Origin of the sequence: Microlunatus elymi, assembly GCF_007362775.1 — a bacterium.
Lineage (GTDB): Bacteria > Actinomycetota > Actinomycetes > Propionibacteriales > Propionibacteriaceae > Microlunatus > Microlunatus elymi.
In genome coordinates, this window is record NZ_CP041692.1 from 3885878 (window position 1) to 3904202 (window position 18325).

Here is an 18325-nt window from a genome sequence, read left to right on the forward strand (position 1 = left end):
CGGCATGGATCTTCAGCTGAAGGATCGGGTGTTCGTCGTCACCGCCGCCAGCGCGGGGTTGGGCCGGGCCACGGCCGCCCAACTGGTGGCCGAGGGCGGCAAGGTCGTGCTAGTCGCCCGCCGGGGTGACGTGCTGGACGAGGCGGTGGCCGAGTTCGGTGCGTCCTCGGCGGTTGCGGTCGCTGCCGATCTGGCCGATCCGCAGACACCGAGACTGGCCTGCCGTACGGCGTTGGACACCTTCGGTCGTTTGGACGGGGCGCTGATCAGCGTCGGCGGCCCACCCGCCGGACCGGTCGCCGAGATCACCGACGAGCAGTGGCTGGGCGGGTTCGAGTCGGTCTTCCTCGCTGCCGTTCGTACCGTCAGAGCGGTGATCGAGCACGGCACCGCGGCGGACCTGGCGATCGCCTGCGTGCTGTCCACCTCGGCGCTGTCGCCGATGCCGAAGATGGCCGTCTCGAACGGTCTGCGGCCGGGCCTGAGCATGGTGATCAAGCAGCTGGCGGACGAGCACGGTCCGGACGGGGTCCGGATCAACGGGCTGCTGCCCGGCCGGATCGCCACCGAACGCATCACCTATCTGGACTCGCTGGCCGACGATCCGAAGGCCGCCGAAGCCGAGAGCGCGGCCCGGATCCCGTTGCGTCGCTACGGCGAACCGGAGGAATTCGGCCGGGTCGCCGCCTTCCTGCTCTCCCCCGCGGCCTCGTACGTCAGTGGCAGTTTGATCGCCGTCGACGGCGGATCGTTGCGTGCGCTCTGACTCGATGAGTCTGGAACGGATCGTCGACCTGCTGCAGTGTCCACACTGCCGGCAGCCGGTGACGATCATCGACCGGGCCCTGCGCTGCAGTGCCGGCCACAGCTTCGACATCGCCCGCCAGGGCTACGTCAACCTGTTGACCAAACCGGCACCGGCCAATGCCGACACGTCGACCATGATCGCCGCCCGGGAGCGCTTCCTGGCCGGTGATCACTACCGACCTGTGGCAGAGCGGATCGCTGCCCTGGCAGAGGATCTGGCGGTGCGCGACGAGTCGGTGATCGTCGAGCCCGGCGCCGGCACCGGCTACTACCTCGGCCGGGTCGTTGATCAACTTTCCGGAGCCCGCGGTGTCGCCGCCGACCTGTCCGCGGCCGGTTGCCAGCGGGCCGCGCGGATCCACGATCGGATCGGTGCCGTGGTTGCCGACACCTGGGCCGGACTGCCGATCAAGGACGACAGCGCAGACTTGATCATGGTCGTCTTCGCACCGCGCAACCCGGCCGACTTCGCCCGGATCCTCCGTACCGGTGGACGATTGGTGGTGGTCGCCGCCGGGCCGGATCACCTGACCGAGATCCGGGCGCCGCTCGGACTGCTGGATGTCCAACCGGACAAGCAGCACCGGCTGACCGAGTCGCTGGCCGACCACTTCACCCTCGAACACACCGAGCAGCTCACCGGATCGATGATCTTGACCGCCGACAACCTGTACGACCTGGTGTCGATGGGCCCGAACGCGCACCATCAGGGCGATGATCTTCGGACGCGGATCGACCGGATGACGGCGCAGATTCCGGTCACCCGGCAGATCGAGCTTTTCGTCTTCCGGCGGCAGTAGGTCATCGGCACGGACCGTCCGGGAGAGCCAGAAACCGCCTGGACACAACGAGTCGCGCCTTGCCAGACTGCCTGCCCGTGATCATGGACGAGCAGGTACGTCGGTTTCTGCACAGTCGCGGCGTCGAACCGACCGGCGTCGTGATCACCCGGCTGGACGGCGGCGAGATCAACGACAACTGGCTGATCGAGACCGCCGGTGAAGCTTGGGTGCTGCGGCATTACCGCCGGACCTGGGATCCGCAGGAGGCGTTCCTGGCCTACGAGCTGGGTGCACTGGTCAGCAACTTCGGCAAGGACCTTGATCGCCGGGTCGACGTCGACCGGGTGCTGGAGTTGATCATGGCGTACGACGCGGTGCGCCCACTCACCGGCGCCGAACGTTCGGTGCTTCCCGAGCTGCTCACCGCGCACGCCGGCTGCGACGCGATCCGGGTGCTCTCGACCTGGATCGCCGGCGGCCGTGACGACATCAACGTCCTGGACAGCTACAGCGCCCGCGAACTGCTGGACCTCCACCTGCTGAACCAGGAACTGCACGCGGCTCTCGGCACCTGATTCCGAGAATTGACGTGTGAGTGGCGCCGATGGTTGCGAATGCGTCACATTCCCCGATCACCCCATCGAGTGCGGGACACTGCCCGCATGAAGCCGAAGCCGCGTCGACGAATTGTCGTTGTGGCGTTGGCCGGCTGTCTGGTTGCGGTGATCGCGATCGGTGGTCGGATGTTGCTGGCCGACCGCAGCCCGGATGCTCCGGACGCCGCTCCGACGGTGTTGAAACCGGGTTGCCCCGCGGTGCTGCCGGGGATCAGCGGTGCGAACCAGGACTTCTTCGACCTGATCGTCTGGGAAGGGCATACCTACCTCCGCGCCGACGACGCGCAAGGATCTACTCTTCCCGAGACGATCCGGGTCGGGAGACAGGTAACAAGGGTGGGTTGTAGCTTGACGGATCCCGCATCGACCAACGGCAACCGGGTCACCCTCCCACCCTGGCCGGACCGGGTTGCCACCGGGCTCCCCGCAGGGACACCTTTCTACGCGGTACGTGGTTTCACGTCGTCATGCGTGTTGGGTGTCGAGCACGACGCCGAGGTGATCGCCTATGTCGCCGTCGATCTCGACCACGGCGATCGACCGCTCTGCTGACTTCCTCGCCGACGCCGTGCTGAATGCGTTTCGCCCGCCCCGAGCACTCCCGGAGCGGACGAAACACGTCAATCGGACAACCAGAAATCGTCACGGAGTGACGAACCGACCAGACGTCACGGAGTGACGATGGCGAAGTCCGGGTCGCCCGGATCGAGCACCGCAGCCAGCCGGGCGAGCACGTCGGCGTCGCCGGAGACCTCGACACCGGCTTGTGCCAGTGACTCCGCGGTCGGCTGCGCGAGGGCCGGCAGCGCCGCCTTGGTGGTGGTCAGGGTCAGATCCGCATCGCCCGACTGGGCGGCACTGGAGTAGGTCAGCGCCCCGTTGGACAGCCGCAGCCGGAACCGTTCGTCGGCGTCGGTCAGCACCACGTCGATGCTGAGCTTCTCGTCCCACGCCTTCGGCCCGTTGATCTGGATCGCGATCGCGTCGAACAGCATCTGCGGGCTCAGGTGCGCGATCACGTCGGGCGCCGCCGTCACCGTCGGCGTACCGAACTGGCCCTGGCGCAACTCGTACGTGCCGGACAGGTAGAAGTTGCGCCAGGTGCCGTTCTCGGAGCCGTAGCCGAGCTGCGTACGTGTCGGCCAGCAGCTTGCGGGCGGCGGCGTGATCAGGTTCGGCGAAGACGACGTGGCCGACGACCTCGGCCACCCAGCGGTAGTCACCGGCGTCGTACGATGCCTGGGCCTTCTCCACAACAGCGTCCGCACCGCCCATGAACTCGACGTACCGCTTGCCGGCCTCGGTCGGGGTGTGCTTCCACAGGTTGGCCGGGTTGCCGTCGAACCAGCCCATGTAGCGCTGGTAGATCGCCTTCACGTCGTGGCTGACCGAGCCGTAGTAGCCCCGCGTGTTCCAGGCGTTCTCCAGCGCCGGCGGGAGCTCGATCTCTTCGGCGATCTCGACGCCGGTCAGCCCTTGTTGAGCATCCGCAGGGTCTGATCGTGCAGGTAGGCGTACAGGTCGCGCTGGGTGGTCAGGAAGTCGACCACCCGCTCGGCACCCCAGGTCGGCCAGTGGTGCGAGGCGAAGACGGCCTCGGCCTTGCCGCCGAACAGGTCGATGGTTTCGGTCAGGTAGTTCGACCAGGCGTGCGGGTCGCGGACCACGGCGCCGCGCAGGGTCAGCAGATTGTGCAGTGTGTGGGTTGCGTCCTCGGCCGCGCAGAGCGCCTTGTGGTCGGGGAAGTAGAACAGCATCTCGGCCGGCGCCTCGGTGTTGGGCGCCATCTGGAAGACGATCCGGACCCCGTCGACGACCTCCTCCTGGCCGGTCTTGGTGATCTCCAGGGTCGGCGCGATCAGCGTCACGGCCCCGGTGGAGGTCGTCTGTCCCAGTCCGGCGCCGACGGCGCCCTGCGGCCCGCGGTCCAGCGCGGCGCCGTACATGTAGCCGGCGCGGCGACCCATCGCGGTGCCGGCGTAGACGTTCTCGGAGACCGCGTGCTCGACGAAACCTTCCGGCGCCAACACGACCACCCGCCCGGCGTCGACGTCCTCCTGGGTGGTGACACCCTTGACGCCGCCGAAATGGTCGACATGGCAGTGGGTGTAGATCACGCCGGTGACCGGCCGATCGCCGCGGTGCTCGCGATAGAGCGCCAAGGCGGCAGCGGCGGTCTCGGTGGAGATCAGCGGATCGATGATGATCACGCCGCGCTCGCCCTCGATGAAACTGATGTTGGACAGGTCCAGGCCGCGGACCTGGTAGATGCCCTCGACCACCTCGAACAGGCCGTCAGTGGCCACCAGGGTCGACTGCCGCCACAGGCTCGGGTTCACCGTGTCCGGGGCGTCACCCTGCAGGAACGCGTACGACGCGTTGTCCCAGACCGAGTTGCCGTCAGCGTCGTCGACCTGACACGGCTCCAGCCGGCCGAGCAGGCCGCGCTGCGCGTTGTCGAAGTCTGTGGTGTCGGAGAACGGCAGTCGGTCACGCAGGGCCTGTTGCTGCTCGACGATGAAACTGCTCGCTGGATTCGAATTCGCCATAGTTCTGCATCCATCCGGTCACATCTACTCATCGACCTCACCCGTTATCGGTGAGGTCGGACAGCTGTACGTGATCTATGGCTATCAGAACCACGGCGATTTCAGCGGGAAGCCTCGTCGACGACGCGATCTTCGAGCACGAGTGGTCGCCCATCGGTCTGGAATTGAGTGCGGTAGAGCTCGGCGTACAGACCGCCGGCCGCCAGCAGCTGATCATGGCTGCCGGACTCGACGATCCGACCATGATCAACAACCAGGATCTGATCCGCGTTGCGGACGGTGGACAGCCGGTGCGCGATCACCAGACTGGTCCGGCCCTCCATCGCCCGGTCCAGGGCCTGCTGGACGGCGACCTCGGACTCGGAGTCCAGGTGTGCGGTCGCCTCGTCCAGGACCACGATCGGCGGTGCCTTCAGCAGCAGCCGGGCGATCGCCAGACGCTGCCGTTCACCGCCGGACAGCCGGTAACCGCGCTCGCCCACCACGGTGTCCAGGCCGTCGGGCAGCGACGCGACAAGTTCACCGACCTGGGCCGCCCGCAACGCCTGCCACATCTCCTCCTCCGATGCCGCCGGCCGGGCGTAGGCGAGATTGTTCTTGATCGTGTCGTGAAAGAGGTGGGCGTCCTGGGTGACGTAGCCGACGGCCCGATGCAGCGAGGCCTGCTCCAGGTCGCGGACGTCGGCGCCGCCGACCCGGACCTCACCCGCCGACGCGTCGTAGAGCCGGGCCACCAGATGGGTGATGGTGGTCTTGCCGGCGCCCGACGGACCGACCAGGGCCACCGTCTGGCCTGCCTCGGCACGGAAGTCGACGTCGTACAAGACCGGGTTGTCGGGTCGCTGTTCGGTGGTCGCGATCAGTTCCAGGCTGGCCAGCGACACCTCGTCCGGCCGCGGATAGGTGAAGGCGACATGATCGAATTCGACCGTGGCCGGCCCGGCGTAGGGCCGAGCATCGTCCCGGTCGGCGATCATCGGCTCCAGGTCGAGGACCTCGAACACCCGCTCGAAGCTGACCAGCGCGGTCATCACATCGATGCGTACGTTGGTGAGTTGGGTCAGTGGACCGTACAGCCGCGACAGCAGCCCGGCCAGCGCGGTCAGCGTGCCCACCGTCAACGCGCCGCCGATCGCGATCACGCCGCCCACCCCGTACACCAGTGCGGTGGCCAACGCCGCGACCAGGGTCAGCGCGGTGACGAAGAGCCGTCCGTTCATGGCGATCTTGACCGACACGTCGCGGACCGCGCCGGCGCGGGTCGAGAAGGTCTCGTGCTCGTCGGCGGGACGGCCGAACAGCTTGACCAGCAAGGCCCCGCTGACGCTGAACCGCTCGGTCATCGTCTCGGCCAGTTCGCCGTTGAACTGCATCTGCTCGCGAGTCAGCCCGGCCAGCTTGCGGCCCATGATCCGAGCCGGGATGAGGAAGATCGGCAACAACACCAACGCCGCCAGGGTCAACTGCCAACTCAGCAGCAACATCGCCACCAGGGTGGTGATCAACGTGATCGAGCTGGACACCACCGTGATCATGGTCGAGGTGAACGCCTGCTGGGCACCGATCACATCGGAATTGAGCCGGGACACCAGCTTGCCGGTCTGGGTGCGGCTGAAGAATGCCAGCGGCATCCGCTGAACGTGGTCGTAGACCTGAGTCCGCAGGTCGAAGATCAATCCTTCGCCGACGCGGGAGGAATACCAACGCTGCAAGACCGACAGGCCGGCGTCGGCGACGGCGAGCAAGGCGACCAGGACGGCCAACCAGACCACCAGCCGGTAGTCCTTGCCGAGTACGCCGTGGTCGATGATGTCCTTGAACAACAGCGGTGGTACGACGCCGATCGCGGCGTCGACGATCACCACGATCAACAGCGCGAACACCTGCCAGCGATACCGGCTGCCGAATCTGATCACCCGCCGCAGCAGGCCCTTCTTCAGCCGGTGGGACAGCACTTCACGATCATTGCGGGACATTCGTCCCATGCTGAATCCGGCCGATCCTCGCATGCTCATTCGCCTCACCTCGCACCTACTTGATCACGACAGGCGTCGGCCCGGACATCGTGTCCGATGCCCGGGCCAACGTGTGTCCTACGGCGAACTATTCCGATCGGCGGGAAACGATCAACGCCGAGCGCTCTTCTTCGCCGGTGCCTTCTTGGTGGTGGTCTTCTTGGCCGCCGTCTTCTTGGCAGTGGTCTTCTTCGCCGGTGCCTTCTTGGCAGTGGTCTTCTTGGCCGGTGCCTTCTTCGCAGCGGTCTTCGCGGGTGCCTTCTTGGCGGTGGTCTTCTTGGCCGGTGCCTTCTTCGCAGCGGTCTTCGCGGGTGCCTTCTTTGCCGGTGCCTTCTTGGCCGGTGCCTTCTTCGCAGCGGTCTTCGCGGGTGCCTTCTTTGCCGGTGCCTTCTTGGTCGCCGCCTTCTTCGCCCCGCGCGTGGCACCGCCGCGGCCGCGCAACGCGACCCCCGACTCGGCCAGCACGCCATGGACGAAACCGAACGAACGACCGGAGTCCTCGGCGATCTTGCGGATGCTCTCGCCAGCCGTGTAGCGCTTGGCGAACTGGGATGCGAGGGTGTCTCGCTGTGAACCGGTGATCCGAGAACCCTTAGCTAGTGCCTTGGCCACTCTTCCTCCTGGGTTTCCAGTCACCAAGCGGTTGCTCGATGACGCGTCAGCCTCATGTCTTCACGAACCATGATCGTTCTTTCATGATCAATGATCAATCATTTCTAGCACCCGGCGGGTCTTTTTGTGCTAGTTCACCGCAGATCCGAGTGATCAACACCGGCCACTCGACTGATCATGATGCCGCCGAATCAGCCGTACGCTGTTGATCATCGAGGATCTCTCCGCGTCCATGATCGACAATGCAGGAGTTGATCACGGACCGCAAGGAGCGAAGCAATATCGGCAATGATCAACTTGACCGGCCATCAGCTGCTGCCGGTGCTCGAGATCGCGCTCATCGCCGCGACTCCCGCTCGTCCGCCGTGGGTCGTCGGCGTGGTGCGCGTGTTGGGTGGACATACCGCTTCTGCGAACCCTGCTCGTACGTCCTGTCCGCGTCCCGTCGACCGCCACCCGGGGTTGTCGAGCGGCACTCGTGGCCCGCGCCGGCCTGTGCGGCCCGCAGCCGGGTGCGTTTTCCATCCGGAGTTGGGTTCCGTCGCAGGCTCAAGCCCGGACGGCGTTCGTTTTCCATCCAGAGTTGGATTCCCTGCACGATCGTCCCGAGTGGCCTCGTTTCCATCCGCCATGGGGTTCTCTACCCGGGCCGTGCCGCGTGGTTCGTTCCAACCAACGTGGGCTCGACCCCAACGACGATTGCAGAACCTGGCGCTTCCGCATCCTCTCGGTCGAGTTTCTGATGGCGTCGGCTCGAGACCCGTTGTCCGTCAACGAGGTGATCGCCCCGCGCGCCCCTGTTCAGCGACCCCGAGCCGCCATCCGGAACCCCTGGCGATCATCCTTCGACAATTCAGGGATCGCGGGCCTTGATCGCCGTGTCGCCTGCCCGAGAGCTGCGCTGGGTCGATCAGGCGAGGGTGATCAACTCGGCGTACTCGGCGGTCCACAGGTCTTCGGTGCCGTCGGGCAGCACCAGCACCCGATCCGGCTCCAGCGCCTCCACGGCGCCCTCGTCGTGGGTGACCAACACGATCGCGCCGGCGTAGGAGTGGATGGCGGCCAGGATCTCTTCCCGGGAAGCAGGATCGAGGTTGTTGGTCGGCTCGTCCAGCAACAGCACGTTGGCGCTGGAGACCACCAGAGTGGCCAACGCCAGCCGGGTCTTCTCGCCGCCGGACAGTACCTCGGCCTTCTTCTCCACATCGTCACCGGTGAACAGGAACGAGCCGAGCACCTTGCGCACCTCGGTCTCGTTCAGCTCCGGCGAGGCCCGCTTCATGTTCTCCAGCACAGTGCGCTCGACGTCCAGCGTCTCGTGCTCCTGGGCGTAGTAGCCGAGCTTGAGCCCGTGCCCCGGGTGCACCTCACCGGTGTCCGGCTCGCCCAGACCGGCCAGAATCCGCAACAGGGTTGTCTTTCCTGCGCCGTTCAGCCCCAAGATCACCACCCGGCTGCCGCGGTCGATGGCCAGATCAACGCCGGCGAAGACCTCCAACGAGCCGTAGGCCTTGCTCAACCCGGATGCAGTCAGCGGGGTACGACCGCAGGGTGCCGGCTCGGGAAGTTTGATCTTGGCCACCCGATCCTGGACCCGTTCGGCCTCCAGCCCGGACAGCAGTCGTTCCGCCCGCCGGGCCATGTTCTTGGCCGCCACCGCCTTGGTCGCCTTGGCGCCCATCTTCTCGGCCTGCGCGAACAGCCGATCCGCCTTGCGTTCGGCGTTCTTGCGTTCGCGGCGACGCCGTTCCTCGTCGGTGGCACGCTGCTGCAGGTAGCGCTTCCAGTTCATCGAGTAGACGTCCAGCAGGGACCGGTTCGCATCCAGGTGGAACACCTTGTTGACGGTCTGTTCCAGCAACTCGGTGTCGTGGCTGATCACCATCAGCCCGCCGGAGTAGTTGATCAAGTACGAGCGCAGCCACGAGATCGAGTCCGCGTCCAGGTGGTTGGTCGGCTCGTCCAGCAACATAATGTCGGCGTCGGAGAAGAGGATCCGGGCCAGTTCGATCCGGCGCCGCTGCCCGCCGGACAGCGTCCGCAGCGGCTGGCTCAGCACCCGGTCGGGCAGTCCGAGGTTGGCCGAGATCCGGGCCGCTTCGGCCTCGGCGGCGTAGCCACCGGCTGCGGTCAACTCCGCCTCCACCCGGGCGTAGCGTTCCATCGCCCGTTCCTGGATCGCCGGGTCGGTGGACGCCATCTCCTCCTCGGTCCGGCGCATCCTGCTGATCACGGTGTCCAGGCCGCGGGCGGACAAGATCCGGTTCTTGGCCAGCACCTCGGGGTCGCCGGTACGCGGATCCTGCGGCAGATAACCGACGCTGCCGGTGTGACTGATCGTCCCCGACGTCGGCTGGCCGGCGCCGGCCAGAATCTTCGTCAGGGTTGTCTTCCCGGCGCCGTTGCGCCCGACCAGGCCGATCTTGTCGCCGGGAGCGACCTGGAAGGACGCCTTTTCCAGCAACAGCCTGGCGCCCACCCGAACTTCGACATCCCGTACGACTAGCACGGGCCAACGATTCCGCAGACCAGCCCACGAACCAAATCGATATCCGGGAGACTAGCGTTATCAGCATCGAACCGGGCGCTCCCGGGTACGAGCGCCTCCTCGCACCGTCAACACCCTCCTGGGAGAACGACTGAGATGGACACGCCGGAACTGGAAAGCACCGTCACCGAGCCGGCGTACGACAGCCCGGAACTGAAATACGCAGACGAGTTCGCGCAGCTCAGCGAGGAGATGAGTCGCAGCCAGGAGCAGCCGACTCTGGAGCGGATCGTCGCGCTGGCGGTCGAGACCATCGAGGCCTGCGACTACTGCGGCATCACCCAACGCAAGCCCGACGGTCAGCTGTCGACGCCCGCCAGCACCGGGCCGATCGTGATCGAGGCCGACCGGCTGCAGTATCAGTTCGACGAGGGCCCGTGTGTGGCGGCCGTGTGGAACCTCGACACGTATCTGATCCCGGATCTGGAACTGGAGACGCGCTGGCCGCAATGGGCTCCGCGAGCGGCCCAGCTGGGCATCCGTTCGGTGCTCAGCCTGCGGCTGGATCCGACCGGTGATCAACATGCGTTCGCGGCGCTGAATCTGTATGCGATCGCCCCGGATGCCTTTGACAACACGGACCTGGCGATCGCCAGCATCTTCGCCCGGCACGCGGGCACCGCCCTCAGCGGCGCCCGGACCCGGGAGGAGTTGCGTACCGCGATCCGGTCCCGGCAGGTGATCGGCGTCGCCCAGGGGATGTTGATGCAGCGGTTCGGGCTGACCCTGGACCAGTCGTTCGAGGTGCTGCGGCGCTTCTCCCAGAACCACAACGTCAAACTCCGGACGCTGGCCGAAGGGCTGGTGAAGAACGGCGGCATTCATGATCAGGGCGGCGACCCACTGACGGTGAACTCGGCCCTGGAGCGGTCGTTCGGCATCGCGGGCCCCCCGATGCGAACAGAAGTCCGAGGACCGGGCAGCCCACGTTTACCCGGCCGACGGCGCGGGTAGCTGTCAGGACGTGATGTAGCCGAGACACCGAAGGAGAGTTCCATGGACAACTCCGACACGATCGTGGAGGAGGTCCGTGATGCGCTGGCAGGCCACGTACCGGGCGGCATGGTCGGCGCCTTCGTCATCGCGGCCGAGTTGTACGACGCCGACGGCGAGCCGCAACTGTTCACCGCGCACTCCACCGCCGGAACCAGCTGGACGCATCTCGGCATGATCGAGGTGCTCCGACTGGACACCGAGTCGATGTTCCGGCCCGAGACCGAAGACTGTTGATCATGATCGCCGGCCGGTGAGCAGATCGCAGGCACGGGCGGAGTTCGCCATGATCGTCAGAGCCGGATTGGCCGAGCCCTGGGTCGGCAGCACACTGCCGTCCATGATGTAGAGATTCGGCACCGCAAACGTCGTACAGCTTCGGTCAACCACACCGTGCCGCTCGTCGGCAGCCATCCGGGCACCGCCGACCAGGTGCGCGTTGCGCGTGAAGGTGACCAGCTCCTGTGCGCCGGCCGCGGTCAGGATCTCCTCCATCACCTGCTGCGCCGCCTGCAGCAGCTGCTTGTCGTTGTCGCACTGGCTGTACGTGAACCGAGCCACCGGCAGACCGTACCGGTCGGTCTCCCGGTCCAACCTGATGCGGTTCTCCGCCCGGGGCAGGAATTCGCACAGCGCGCCGAGCACGGCCCAGTGCACGTAGCCGCGCATCTGCTCGCGGAGGTCAGCGCCCCAGTGACCTTGGCCGGCCACGTGTTCGGCCCAGGTGATCGGCAGCGGCGACACCGTCTGCACCGAGAAGCCGCGCTTGTAGGGCTTGCTCGGATCCGTTTCGTAGAAGACTTCGCTGGACACCTCCGGCGGCGGCGCCTTGTACATCCGGATCTCGTCGGCGAACCGGCCGGCGGTCTGCGGAGCGCCCTGCACCATCAGGTAGCGGCCGACTTGATCATGGTCGTTGCACAGGCCGTCGGGGAACCTGGCGGAGGTCGAGTTCAACAGCAGTCGCGGCGTCTCGATCGAATAGCCGGCGACGATCACCACGGATGCGCGCTGGAACTCCTCCACCCCGTCCTTCAGGTAGCGGACACCGGTCGCCCGGCCGGTCCGCTGATCAACTTCGACCCGGGTGACCATGGCGTCGCTGCGGATCTCGGCTCCGTTGGCGATCGCGTCCGGAACGTGGGTGATCAACGGCGAGGCCTTGGCGTTGACCTTGCAACCCTGCAAGCAGAAACCGCGATAGATGCAGTGCGGTCGATGGCCGAACCGTCCGTTGGTGATCGCGACCGGCCCGACCTTGGCCTGCAACCCGATCTTGTGCGCGCCGCGGAGGAAGATCTCGCCGTTGCCGCCGACCTGGTGTGCACTGTGCGGATAGGTGTGCGGCACGCCCCAGGGCCAGTCCTCGCCGGACACCGGCAACTCGCCCTCCAGCTGCTCGTAGTAGGGCTGCAACTCCGCGTAGTCGATCGGCCAGTCCGCGCCGACACCGTCGGCGCTGTAGGTGTGGAAATCGCTGGGATGGAAGCGCGGCGCGAACCCGGCGAAGTGGATCATCGACCCGCCGACGCCTCGGCCCGAGTTGTTGGATCCCAACGGCACCGGGTTGTCGCCGTCGATCACTCGCGGTTCGTTCCAGTACAGGTGATGCGAGCCGGACTCGTCGGAGACCCAGTCCTGCTCCGGGTCCCAGAACGGCCCGGCGTCCAACGCGACCACCCGCCAACCGGCCCGGGTGAGCCGTTGCGCGGCGACCCCGCCGCCCGCGCCGCAACCGACGATCACCGCGTCGACCTCGTCGTCGGTGCGATAGCGGCGCATCCGGTCCCGGAGACGTTGACTGACCCGGTGTTGATCATCGGGCAGCAGCCAGGCCGACGCGTTCCGTTCCCGGACCCGGTCGGCGGACCCGTCGTGGGCTGCGAACCACTCCTTGGCCGGATTGCGCCGTCTCGGCTGCGATCCCTGGCCTGCCCGGGAGTCCTGGGCGGTGTCGGTGATCATCGCGTCTTCCCGTCCCGATCGTGATCATCGTCGCGATGACGATCATCCGCTGTCCCGCGCGGGCCGGCGTCGGCGACCTCGAACGGCTCCCGACCGCCGACCCGTGCATCCTTGTAGCCGCGCGGATAGGCAGGACCGGAGAAGCCGATCTCGTTCCACGCCCACGGGTGGGAGTAGAACGCGGTACAGGCGTACCGGGTCCACAGCGACCAGATCCGATCGGCCCTCAATCCGTGCCAGTCCCCGTCGCCGAGATCCTGGACGGCCTGGATCAGCTTGCGCCGATCCTCATGGCTGCACTCGGCGAAACCGGCTCCGTAGCCGGCTCGGGCGTCGTCGTCCACGGATCGCAAGGATCGCTTCCAGGCTTCACCGTCCTCCGGCAACTCGGCATAGCGCCAGCCGTCGCCCTCGCCACCGGCCAACCGCGAGTCGATCATCTCCAGCACCGGCACTCGCGGTTCCTGGTGTTGATCAAGAAGCTCGTCCAGCAGCGGCCGGGCGATCGCCTCCTCGGTCAGGTCGAAGAAACGCAGCGGCCCGGGCAGCGACAGCCGGGACAGGACGACGCCGGCGGTGACCGGGTCCCAGTGCCGGGTCTGCCCCAGCACGTCGAAGCCGGCGAATCGATCTTGGTGCCCGCCGGGCGTGACGCCGTCCTTCCGTTGCAGCGGTCGGCTCACCGGGTCTTCTCCCGGCGCAGGATCGCGGCCAGCAGACCCATCCCGCCCACCATCGTCACCAGCAGCGGCGCCAACAACGGCGGGCCCATCTCGATGTTGTAGCGGGCGTTGGACCAGCCCCCTGGCTTCTGGGAGATGCCGCGGACATGCAGGTACGTGCCCTGCAGCCCGTTCGCCACGATGATCATGGACGTCAGCGGAAGCACGGTGTGGGCAGCCTTTGCGCTGAACACCCCGGCGACACCGGCGGCGGCGCCGACCGGCCCGATCACGATCGGCAGCCACATCATCCGGTTGCCGAAACTGGCCGAATCGTGCTCGAAGTAGATCTCCGCCGTGGTCACCACCGCACCCGCAGCCATCGCGGCGCACATCGTCCGCTCGAAGCGGCCGGTCCGCAGATTCACCACCGCCCGGGCCGTGGTTGCCAGCCAGCTCGGTCCCAACGCCATCGACCTTCTCCTCCCACGCGGCGTGATCCGTGTGTCCGGCCCGTACCCAACCGCCCCGCACCGAACCGGAGCCGTACGAGGTCGAAGGCCAGGATCGACGTGGCGGATCAGCCGGCGGTCCGGCGGCGCGGACGCCGGCCGAGCACGGCGGCGGCGCCGGCGCCGGCCGCGGCGGCGGTTCCGGCCAGGCCGAGCAGCAGACGACGGTGCTCACTCACCCACTGCTCCGGAGCACGGTCCCGAGCGCGGTCGTCGAAGATCCCGTGCGCGCCCCAGTCCTTCGCCCCCTCGCCGTCGGCCGGATGCCACAGGTTGGCCGGCTGATCCTCGTCCCGCGGCTGGTCGGTCTGCTGGCCCGAGAAACCGGTCCGAGCCAGATAGCGGTCCAGCAGTCCGGGCGCGATCTTGTTGGCCAGCAGCGTCAGCATCGTGCTCCGGCCGACCCAGTACTCGCGTCGTTGCGGATGATCGGCGGCGAACACGATCGCCCGCGCGGCCACCTCGGGCTGGTAGATCGGCGGCACCGGTTGGGCCTGCTTCGGCAGCCGCGACAACAGCCAGGAGAACTGCGGGGTGTTCACCGCAGGCAGCTGCACCATGGTCACCCGGACGGCGCTGCGATCATGCAACAGCTCGCAGCGCAACGACTCGGTGAATCCCTGGATCGCGTGCTTTGCGCCGCAGTAGGCCGACTGCAACGGAATGCCGCGGTAGGCCAGCGCCGAACCGACCTGGACGATGGTGCCGCGGTTGCGCTGCACCATCGGCTTCAGCGCCGCCATGGTGCCGTGGACGTACCCCAGATAGGTGACCTCGGTGGCCCGCCGGAACTCCTGCGGCGTCAGGTCGATCAGCCGCGCGAACGCACCGGTGAAGGCGGCGTTCACCCAGACGTCGATCGGACCGAACCGTTCCTCGATCCGGTTCACCGCGTCCACCACCGCCTGGGCGTCGGACACGTCCAAGCCGATGGTCATCGGCTCACCGCCGCGCTCGCTGACGTCCTCGGCCGCGGCGGCCAAACCCTTCTCGCCGCGCGCCATCAACGCCACCCGAGCGCCACGCTCGGCGAACAGCCGCGCCACCGCACGTCCCACACCGGCAGATGCTCCGGTGATCGCAACGACCTGGCTCACCTTGTCCTCCTTCTCTCAGCCTGCATCCAGGATCGAGCGGGCTCGATCGAACCGATCGGCCCGCGGTCTCGTCGTCCGGGGTGGATCCTGTCGGCGCACAAGAAATCCGTTACCCCGCTGGTGATTCTGGTTACCCGCTGCCCCCGCCCCCACACTCGGCAGCCGACCGTGTGAGGTCGACTGCCGCGGGTACGGGCCGGTGAGTGACTACGCAACGACGGGATCGAAGGAGCGAGGCATGGCTCAGACAGTTGGCGACTACCTGCTGCAGCGGTTGCGGGAGTGGGGTGTGGAGCAGGTGTTCGGCTACCCGGGGGACGGCATCAACGGCATCATCGCCTCCTTCGGCCGGGCGGAGAACCAACCCAAGTTCGTCCAGGCGCGGCACGAGGAGATGGCGGCCTTCTCCGCCGTCGGCTACGCCAAGTTCAGCGGCCGGGTCGCCGTCTGCATGGCCACCTCCGGACCGGGCGCGATCCATCTGCTGAACGGCTTGTACGACGCCAAACTCGATCATGCTCCGGTGGTCGCCATCGTCGGCCAGACCGCTCGCAGCGCGATGGGCGGCAGCTATCAGCAGGAGGTCGACCTGCAGTCGCTGTTCAAGGACGTCGCCGCGGAGTATCTGGTCGAGGTGAACGTGCCGTCCCAGCTGCCGAACGCCCTGGACCGGGCCATCCGGACGGCCGAGGCGACGCGCTCACCCACGGCGTTGATCATCCCGGCCGACCTCCAGGAGGAGGAGTACACACCGCCGGAGCACGCCTTCAAGCAGGTCCCGTCCAGCCCTCCGGGCACCGCCTGGGGCACGCCGGTGCCATCCTCCTCCGACCTACAGGCAGCTGCCGAGGTGATCAACGCCGGGGAGAAGGTGGCGATCCTGGCGGGCCAGGGTGCTCGCGCCGCCGCCGATGAGGTCAAGCAGCTCGCCGAGCTGACCGGCGCCGGGGTCGCGAAAGCCTTGCTGGGCAAGGACGTTCTCGACGACACGCTGCCGTACGTGACCGGCTCGATCGGGCTGCTCGGCACCCGGCCGAGTTATGAGTTGATGCGCGACTGCGACACGTTGATCATGATCGGCAGCAACTTCCCCTACTCCCAGTTCCTGCCCGAACTCGATCAAGCGCGCGCGGTGCAGATCGATCTGGACGGTCGCTTCATCGGCATGCGCTACCCGACCGAGGTCAACCTGGTCGGCGACAGCCGGGCGACTCTGCAGGCCCTGTTGCCGATGATCGAGAAGAAGTCCGACCAGTCCTGGCGGGACACCGTGACCAAGAACGTCAGTTCGTGGTGGGACTCGGTCGATCATGAAACCGCCACCGAAGCCGACCCGGTGAACCCGATGCGGGTGGTCTCCGAACTGAGCGAGCGGATCCCCGACAACGCCATGGTCACAGCGGATTCCGGATCGTCGACCAACTGGTACGCCCGCAATCTCAAGATCAGGAACGGGATCCGGTCCTCACTGTCTGGCACCCTGGCGACGATGGGCCCCGGCGTCCCGTACGCGATCGGCGCGAAGTTCGCCCATCCGGACCGGCCGGCGATCGCACTGGTCGGCGACGGCGCGATGCAGATGAACGGGATGGCCGAGTTGATCACCATCTCGCGCTACTTCCGGGACTGGCAGGATCCGCGCTGCATCGTCTGTGTCTTCCACAACAACGATCTGAACCAGGTCACCTGGGAGTTGCGGGCGATGAGCGGTGCGCCGAAGTTCACCGAGTCGCAGTCGCTGCCGGATGTCGACTACGCCGGCTTCGCCACATCGCTCGGCCTGGAGGCGGTGGCCATCGACGACCCGGAGCAGCTCGGCGGAGCGTGGGATCGGGCGTTCAGCGCCACCGTGCCGACGGTGCTGGACGTCCGCTGCGATCCCGAGGTGCCGCCGATCCCGCCGCACGCCACCTTCGACCAGATGAAGTCGACGGCGAAGTCGTTGCTGAAGGGCGATCCGGACGCGTTGCACGTGATGGTCCAGGGTGCGAAGACCAAGCTGCAGGAGCTGCGTCCGGACCGCAGCAAGTCCTGATGATCCTGGACGGGACGCGGCGCGAGGAGTTCGGCCCCGGGCCGACGATCGCCGCGGTCGACGCCCGGGCGTACCAGATCCCGACGCCGCAACCGGAGGCGGACGGCACGCTGAGCTGGGACGCGACCACCATGGTCGTCGTCCGAATCTCCTGCCACAACAGCGAAGTCGAGGGTCTGGGCTGGACCTACGCGGACACGTCCTGCGTGGAGTTGATCAAGGGCAAGCTGACCGAAACGATCATGGACAAGCCGGTGCTGGACGTACCGGCTGCCTGGTCGGCGATGCAACACAAGATCCGCAACCTCGGTCGGCCCGGGCTGGTGTCCTGCTCGATCTCAGCGGTCGACATCGCACTCACCGATGCCGCTGCCCGGCTGCTCGGGCTGCCGATCGATCGGCTGCTCGGACGCTGTCACGATCAGGTCGCGTTGTACGGCAGCGGCGGCTTCACCAGCCAGACCGAGGATCAGCTCGTTGATCAACTTCGGGACTGGACCGTGCGCCGGCGACTGCCGCGGGTCAAGATCAAGATCGGCGAGTCCGGCGGCCGTCGGGTGGACCGGGACCTGGAACGGATGCGGCTGGCCCGGCAGACCATCGGCGACGACGTCGAGCTCTACGTGGACGCCAACGGCGGCTACAGCATCGGCCAGGCCAAGCGCGTCGGCAGCGCGCTGGACGAGGTCGGGGCGATCTGGTTCGAGGAACCGGTGAGCAGTGATGATCTTGCCGGACTGGCGATGCTGCGGGATTGCTGCAGCGCCGACATCGCGGCCGGCGAATACGGCTACGACCTGCCGTACTTCGCCCGGATGCTGCCCTGTGTCGACTGCCTGCAGGTCGACCTGACCCGCTGCGGCGGCTTCACCGAGTGGCGGCGGATCAGTGCCGTGGCCGCTGCCGCCAACCGGCAGGTCTCCGCGCACTGCGCGCCGAATCTGTCGGTGTACGCCGGCGCCGCGACCCAGAACTTCCGCCACATCGAGTGGTTCGTCGATCATGACCGGATCGAATCCGAATTGTTCGACGGCACCCTTGATCCCGACGGCGGCATCGTCACCCCCGGACCCGGACCGGGCCACGGGCTCACCCTGCGGTCGGACGCGGCCGCGACCTATGCTGTTTGAC

At 67.1% G+C, this 18325-nt stretch carries 17 protein-coding genes and 1 pseudogene; 8 read left to right on the top strand and 10 right to left on the bottom strand.

The window, feature by feature from the left end; all coding sequences use genetic code 11:
* Positions 1-4: 4 nt before the first annotated feature.
* The 4 genes from FOE78_RS17465 (at position 5) to FOE78_RS17480 (ending at position 2758) form a co-directional block, all read left to right on the top strand.
* The gene (locus FOE78_RS17465) at positions 5-766 is read left to right on the top strand and encodes an SDR family oxidoreductase (RefSeq protein WP_143987425.1); all 762 of its coding nucleotides are present in this window, start codon (positions 5-7) and stop codon (positions 764-766) included.
* Positions 756-1607, top strand: coding sequence for a putative RNA methyltransferase (locus FOE78_RS17470; protein WP_210414647.1), 852 nt, complete (start codon positions 756-758; stop codon positions 1605-1607). Before FOE78_RS17465 ends, FOE78_RS17470 begins: the two co-directional genes overlap by 11 nt.
* Before the next feature lie 77 nt (positions 1608-1684).
* Positions 1685-2164, top strand: a complete 480-nt coding sequence (locus FOE78_RS17475; RefSeq protein ID WP_143987426.1) for a protein kinase family protein — start codon at positions 1685-1687, stop codon at positions 2162-2164.
* A gap of 87 nt (positions 2165-2251) precedes the next feature.
* Positions 2252-2758 (top strand): hypothetical protein, encoded by a 507-nt coding sequence (locus FOE78_RS17480; RefSeq protein WP_143987427.1) that lies wholly within the window; start codon positions 2252-2254, stop codon positions 2756-2758.
* Between the two features lie 116 nt (positions 2759-2874).
* On the opposite strand, the gene FOE78_RS24585 is transcribed toward FOE78_RS17480, so the two are convergent.
* From FOE78_RS24585 to FOE78_RS17500, 6 genes and pseudogenes are all read right to left on the bottom strand, one after another.
* Positions 2875-3201, bottom strand: a complete 327-nt coding sequence (locus tag FOE78_RS24585; protein ID WP_323125724.1) for an alkyl sulfatase C-terminal domain-containing protein — start codon at positions 3199-3201, stop codon at positions 2875-2877.
* A 190-nt stretch (positions 3202-3391) separates the two neighbouring features.
* Positions 3392-3781: pseudogene (locus FOE78_RS24590) on the bottom strand (alkyl sulfatase dimerization domain-containing protein); the annotation flags it as partial.
* Positions 3676-4755: an alkyl/aryl-sulfatase gene (locus FOE78_RS24250; RefSeq protein ID WP_228265872.1), complete on the bottom strand. Its 1080-nt coding sequence runs from the start codon at positions 4753-4755 to the stop codon at positions 3676-3678. The gene FOE78_RS24250 and the pseudogene FOE78_RS24590, both read right to left, overlap by 106 nt.
* A gap of 101 nt (positions 4756-4856) precedes the next feature.
* On the bottom strand, positions 4857-6731 hold the full coding sequence (locus tag FOE78_RS17490; protein WP_228265873.1) for an ABC transporter ATP-binding protein: 1875 nt from the start codon (positions 6729-6731) through the stop codon (positions 4857-4859).
* A gap of 150 nt (positions 6732-6881) precedes the next feature.
* Positions 6882-7382: a helix-turn-helix domain-containing protein gene (locus FOE78_RS24850; protein ID WP_266094982.1), complete on the bottom strand. Its 501-nt coding sequence runs from the start codon at positions 7380-7382 to the stop codon at positions 6882-6884.
* 910 nt (positions 7383-8292) lie between these two features.
* Entirely contained in the window at positions 8293-9891 is a 1599-nt protein-coding gene (locus tag FOE78_RS17500) for an ABC-F family ATP-binding cassette domain-containing protein (protein ID WP_143987428.1), read from the bottom strand.
* A gap of 135 nt (positions 9892-10026) precedes the next feature.
* Here FOE78_RS17500 and FOE78_RS17505 point away from each other — a divergent pair, with 135 nt between their 5' ends.
* Complete coding sequence (locus tag FOE78_RS17505) at positions 10027-10884, top strand: GAF and ANTAR domain-containing protein (protein ID WP_143987429.1); 858 nt, start codon at positions 10027-10029, stop codon at positions 10882-10884.
* Between the two features lie 42 nt (positions 10885-10926).
* The gene (locus tag FOE78_RS17510; RefSeq protein WP_143987430.1) at positions 10927-11160 is read left to right on the top strand and encodes a hypothetical protein; all 234 of its coding nucleotides are present in this window, start codon (positions 10927-10929) and stop codon (positions 11158-11160) included.
* Here FOE78_RS17510 and FOE78_RS17515 read toward each other — a convergent pair whose 3' ends face one another.
* The 4 genes from FOE78_RS17515 to FOE78_RS17530 form a co-directional block, all read right to left on the bottom strand.
* Positions 11161-12888, bottom strand: a complete 1728-nt coding sequence (locus FOE78_RS17515) for a GMC family oxidoreductase (protein ID WP_210414649.1) — start codon at positions 12886-12888, stop codon at positions 11161-11163.
* Positions 12885-13571: a gluconate 2-dehydrogenase subunit 3 family protein gene (locus FOE78_RS17520; RefSeq protein WP_143987431.1), complete on the bottom strand. Its 687-nt coding sequence runs from the start codon at positions 13569-13571 to the stop codon at positions 12885-12887. Before FOE78_RS17520 ends, FOE78_RS17515 begins: the two co-directional genes overlap by 4 nt.
* Complete coding sequence (locus FOE78_RS17525) at positions 13568-14023, bottom strand: hypothetical protein (RefSeq protein ID WP_143987432.1); 456 nt, start codon at positions 14021-14023, stop codon at positions 13568-13570. Before FOE78_RS17525 ends, FOE78_RS17520 begins: the two co-directional genes overlap by 4 nt.
* Before the next feature lie 107 nt (positions 14024-14130).
* Entirely contained in the window at positions 14131-15159 is a 1029-nt protein-coding gene (locus tag FOE78_RS17530) for an SDR family oxidoreductase (RefSeq protein WP_143987433.1), read from the bottom strand.
* Positions 15160-15397: 238 nt separating this feature from the next.
* On the opposite strand from FOE78_RS17530, the gene FOE78_RS17535 reads away from it, so the two are divergent.
* Both FOE78_RS17535 and FOE78_RS17540 read left to right on the top strand, forming a co-directional pair.
* Positions 15398-17194: a thiamine pyrophosphate-requiring protein gene (locus FOE78_RS17535; RefSeq protein WP_143987434.1), complete on the top strand. Its 1797-nt coding sequence runs from the start codon at positions 15398-15400 to the stop codon at positions 17192-17194.
* Positions 17194-18324, top strand: a complete 1131-nt coding sequence (locus tag FOE78_RS17540; RefSeq protein WP_143987435.1) for an enolase C-terminal domain-like protein — start codon at positions 17194-17196, stop codon at positions 18322-18324. The genes FOE78_RS17535 and FOE78_RS17540 overlap by 1 nt, the downstream gene beginning before the upstream one ends.
* The last annotated feature ends 1 nt before the right edge of the window (position 18325 follow it).

Coding starts and splice junctions, on each gene's coding strand:
- FOE78_RS17505 (WP_143987429.1), top strand. CDS start 10,027: ATGGACACGCCGGAACTGGAAAGCACCGTCACCGAGCCGGCGTACGAC.
- FOE78_RS17465 (WP_143987425.1), top strand. CDS start 5: ATGGATCTTCAGCTGAAGGATCGGGTGTTCGTCGTCACCGCCGCCAGC.
- FOE78_RS17515 (WP_210414649.1), bottom strand. CDS start 12,888: ATGATCACCGACACCGCCCAGGACTCCCGGGCAGGCCAGGGATCGCAG.
- FOE78_RS17525 (WP_143987432.1), bottom strand. CDS start 14,023: ATGGCGTTGGGACCGAGCTGGCTGGCAACCACGGCCCGGGCGGTGGTG.
- FOE78_RS24585 (WP_323125724.1), bottom strand. CDS start 3,201: ATGCTGTTCGACGCGATCGCGATCCAGATCAACGGGCCGAAGGCGTGG.
- FOE78_RS17490 (WP_228265873.1), bottom strand. CDS start 6,731: ATGTCCCGCAATGATCGTGAAGTGCTGTCCCACCGGCTGAAGAAGGGC.
- FOE78_RS17480 (WP_143987427.1), top strand. CDS start 2,252: ATGAAGCCGAAGCCGCGTCGACGAATTGTCGTTGTGGCGTTGGCCGGC.
- FOE78_RS17535 (WP_143987434.1), top strand. CDS start 15,398: ATGGCTCAGACAGTTGGCGACTACCTGCTGCAGCGGTTGCGGGAGTGG.
- FOE78_RS17540 (WP_143987435.1), top strand. CDS start 17,194: ATGATCCTGGACGGGACGCGGCGCGAGGAGTTCGGCCCCGGGCCGACG.
- FOE78_RS24250 (WP_228265872.1), bottom strand. CDS start 4,755: ATGGCGAATTCGAATCCAGCGAGCAGTTTCATCGTCGAGCAGCAACAG.
- FOE78_RS17510 (WP_143987430.1), top strand. CDS start 10,927: ATGGACAACTCCGACACGATCGTGGAGGAGGTCCGTGATGCGCTGGCA.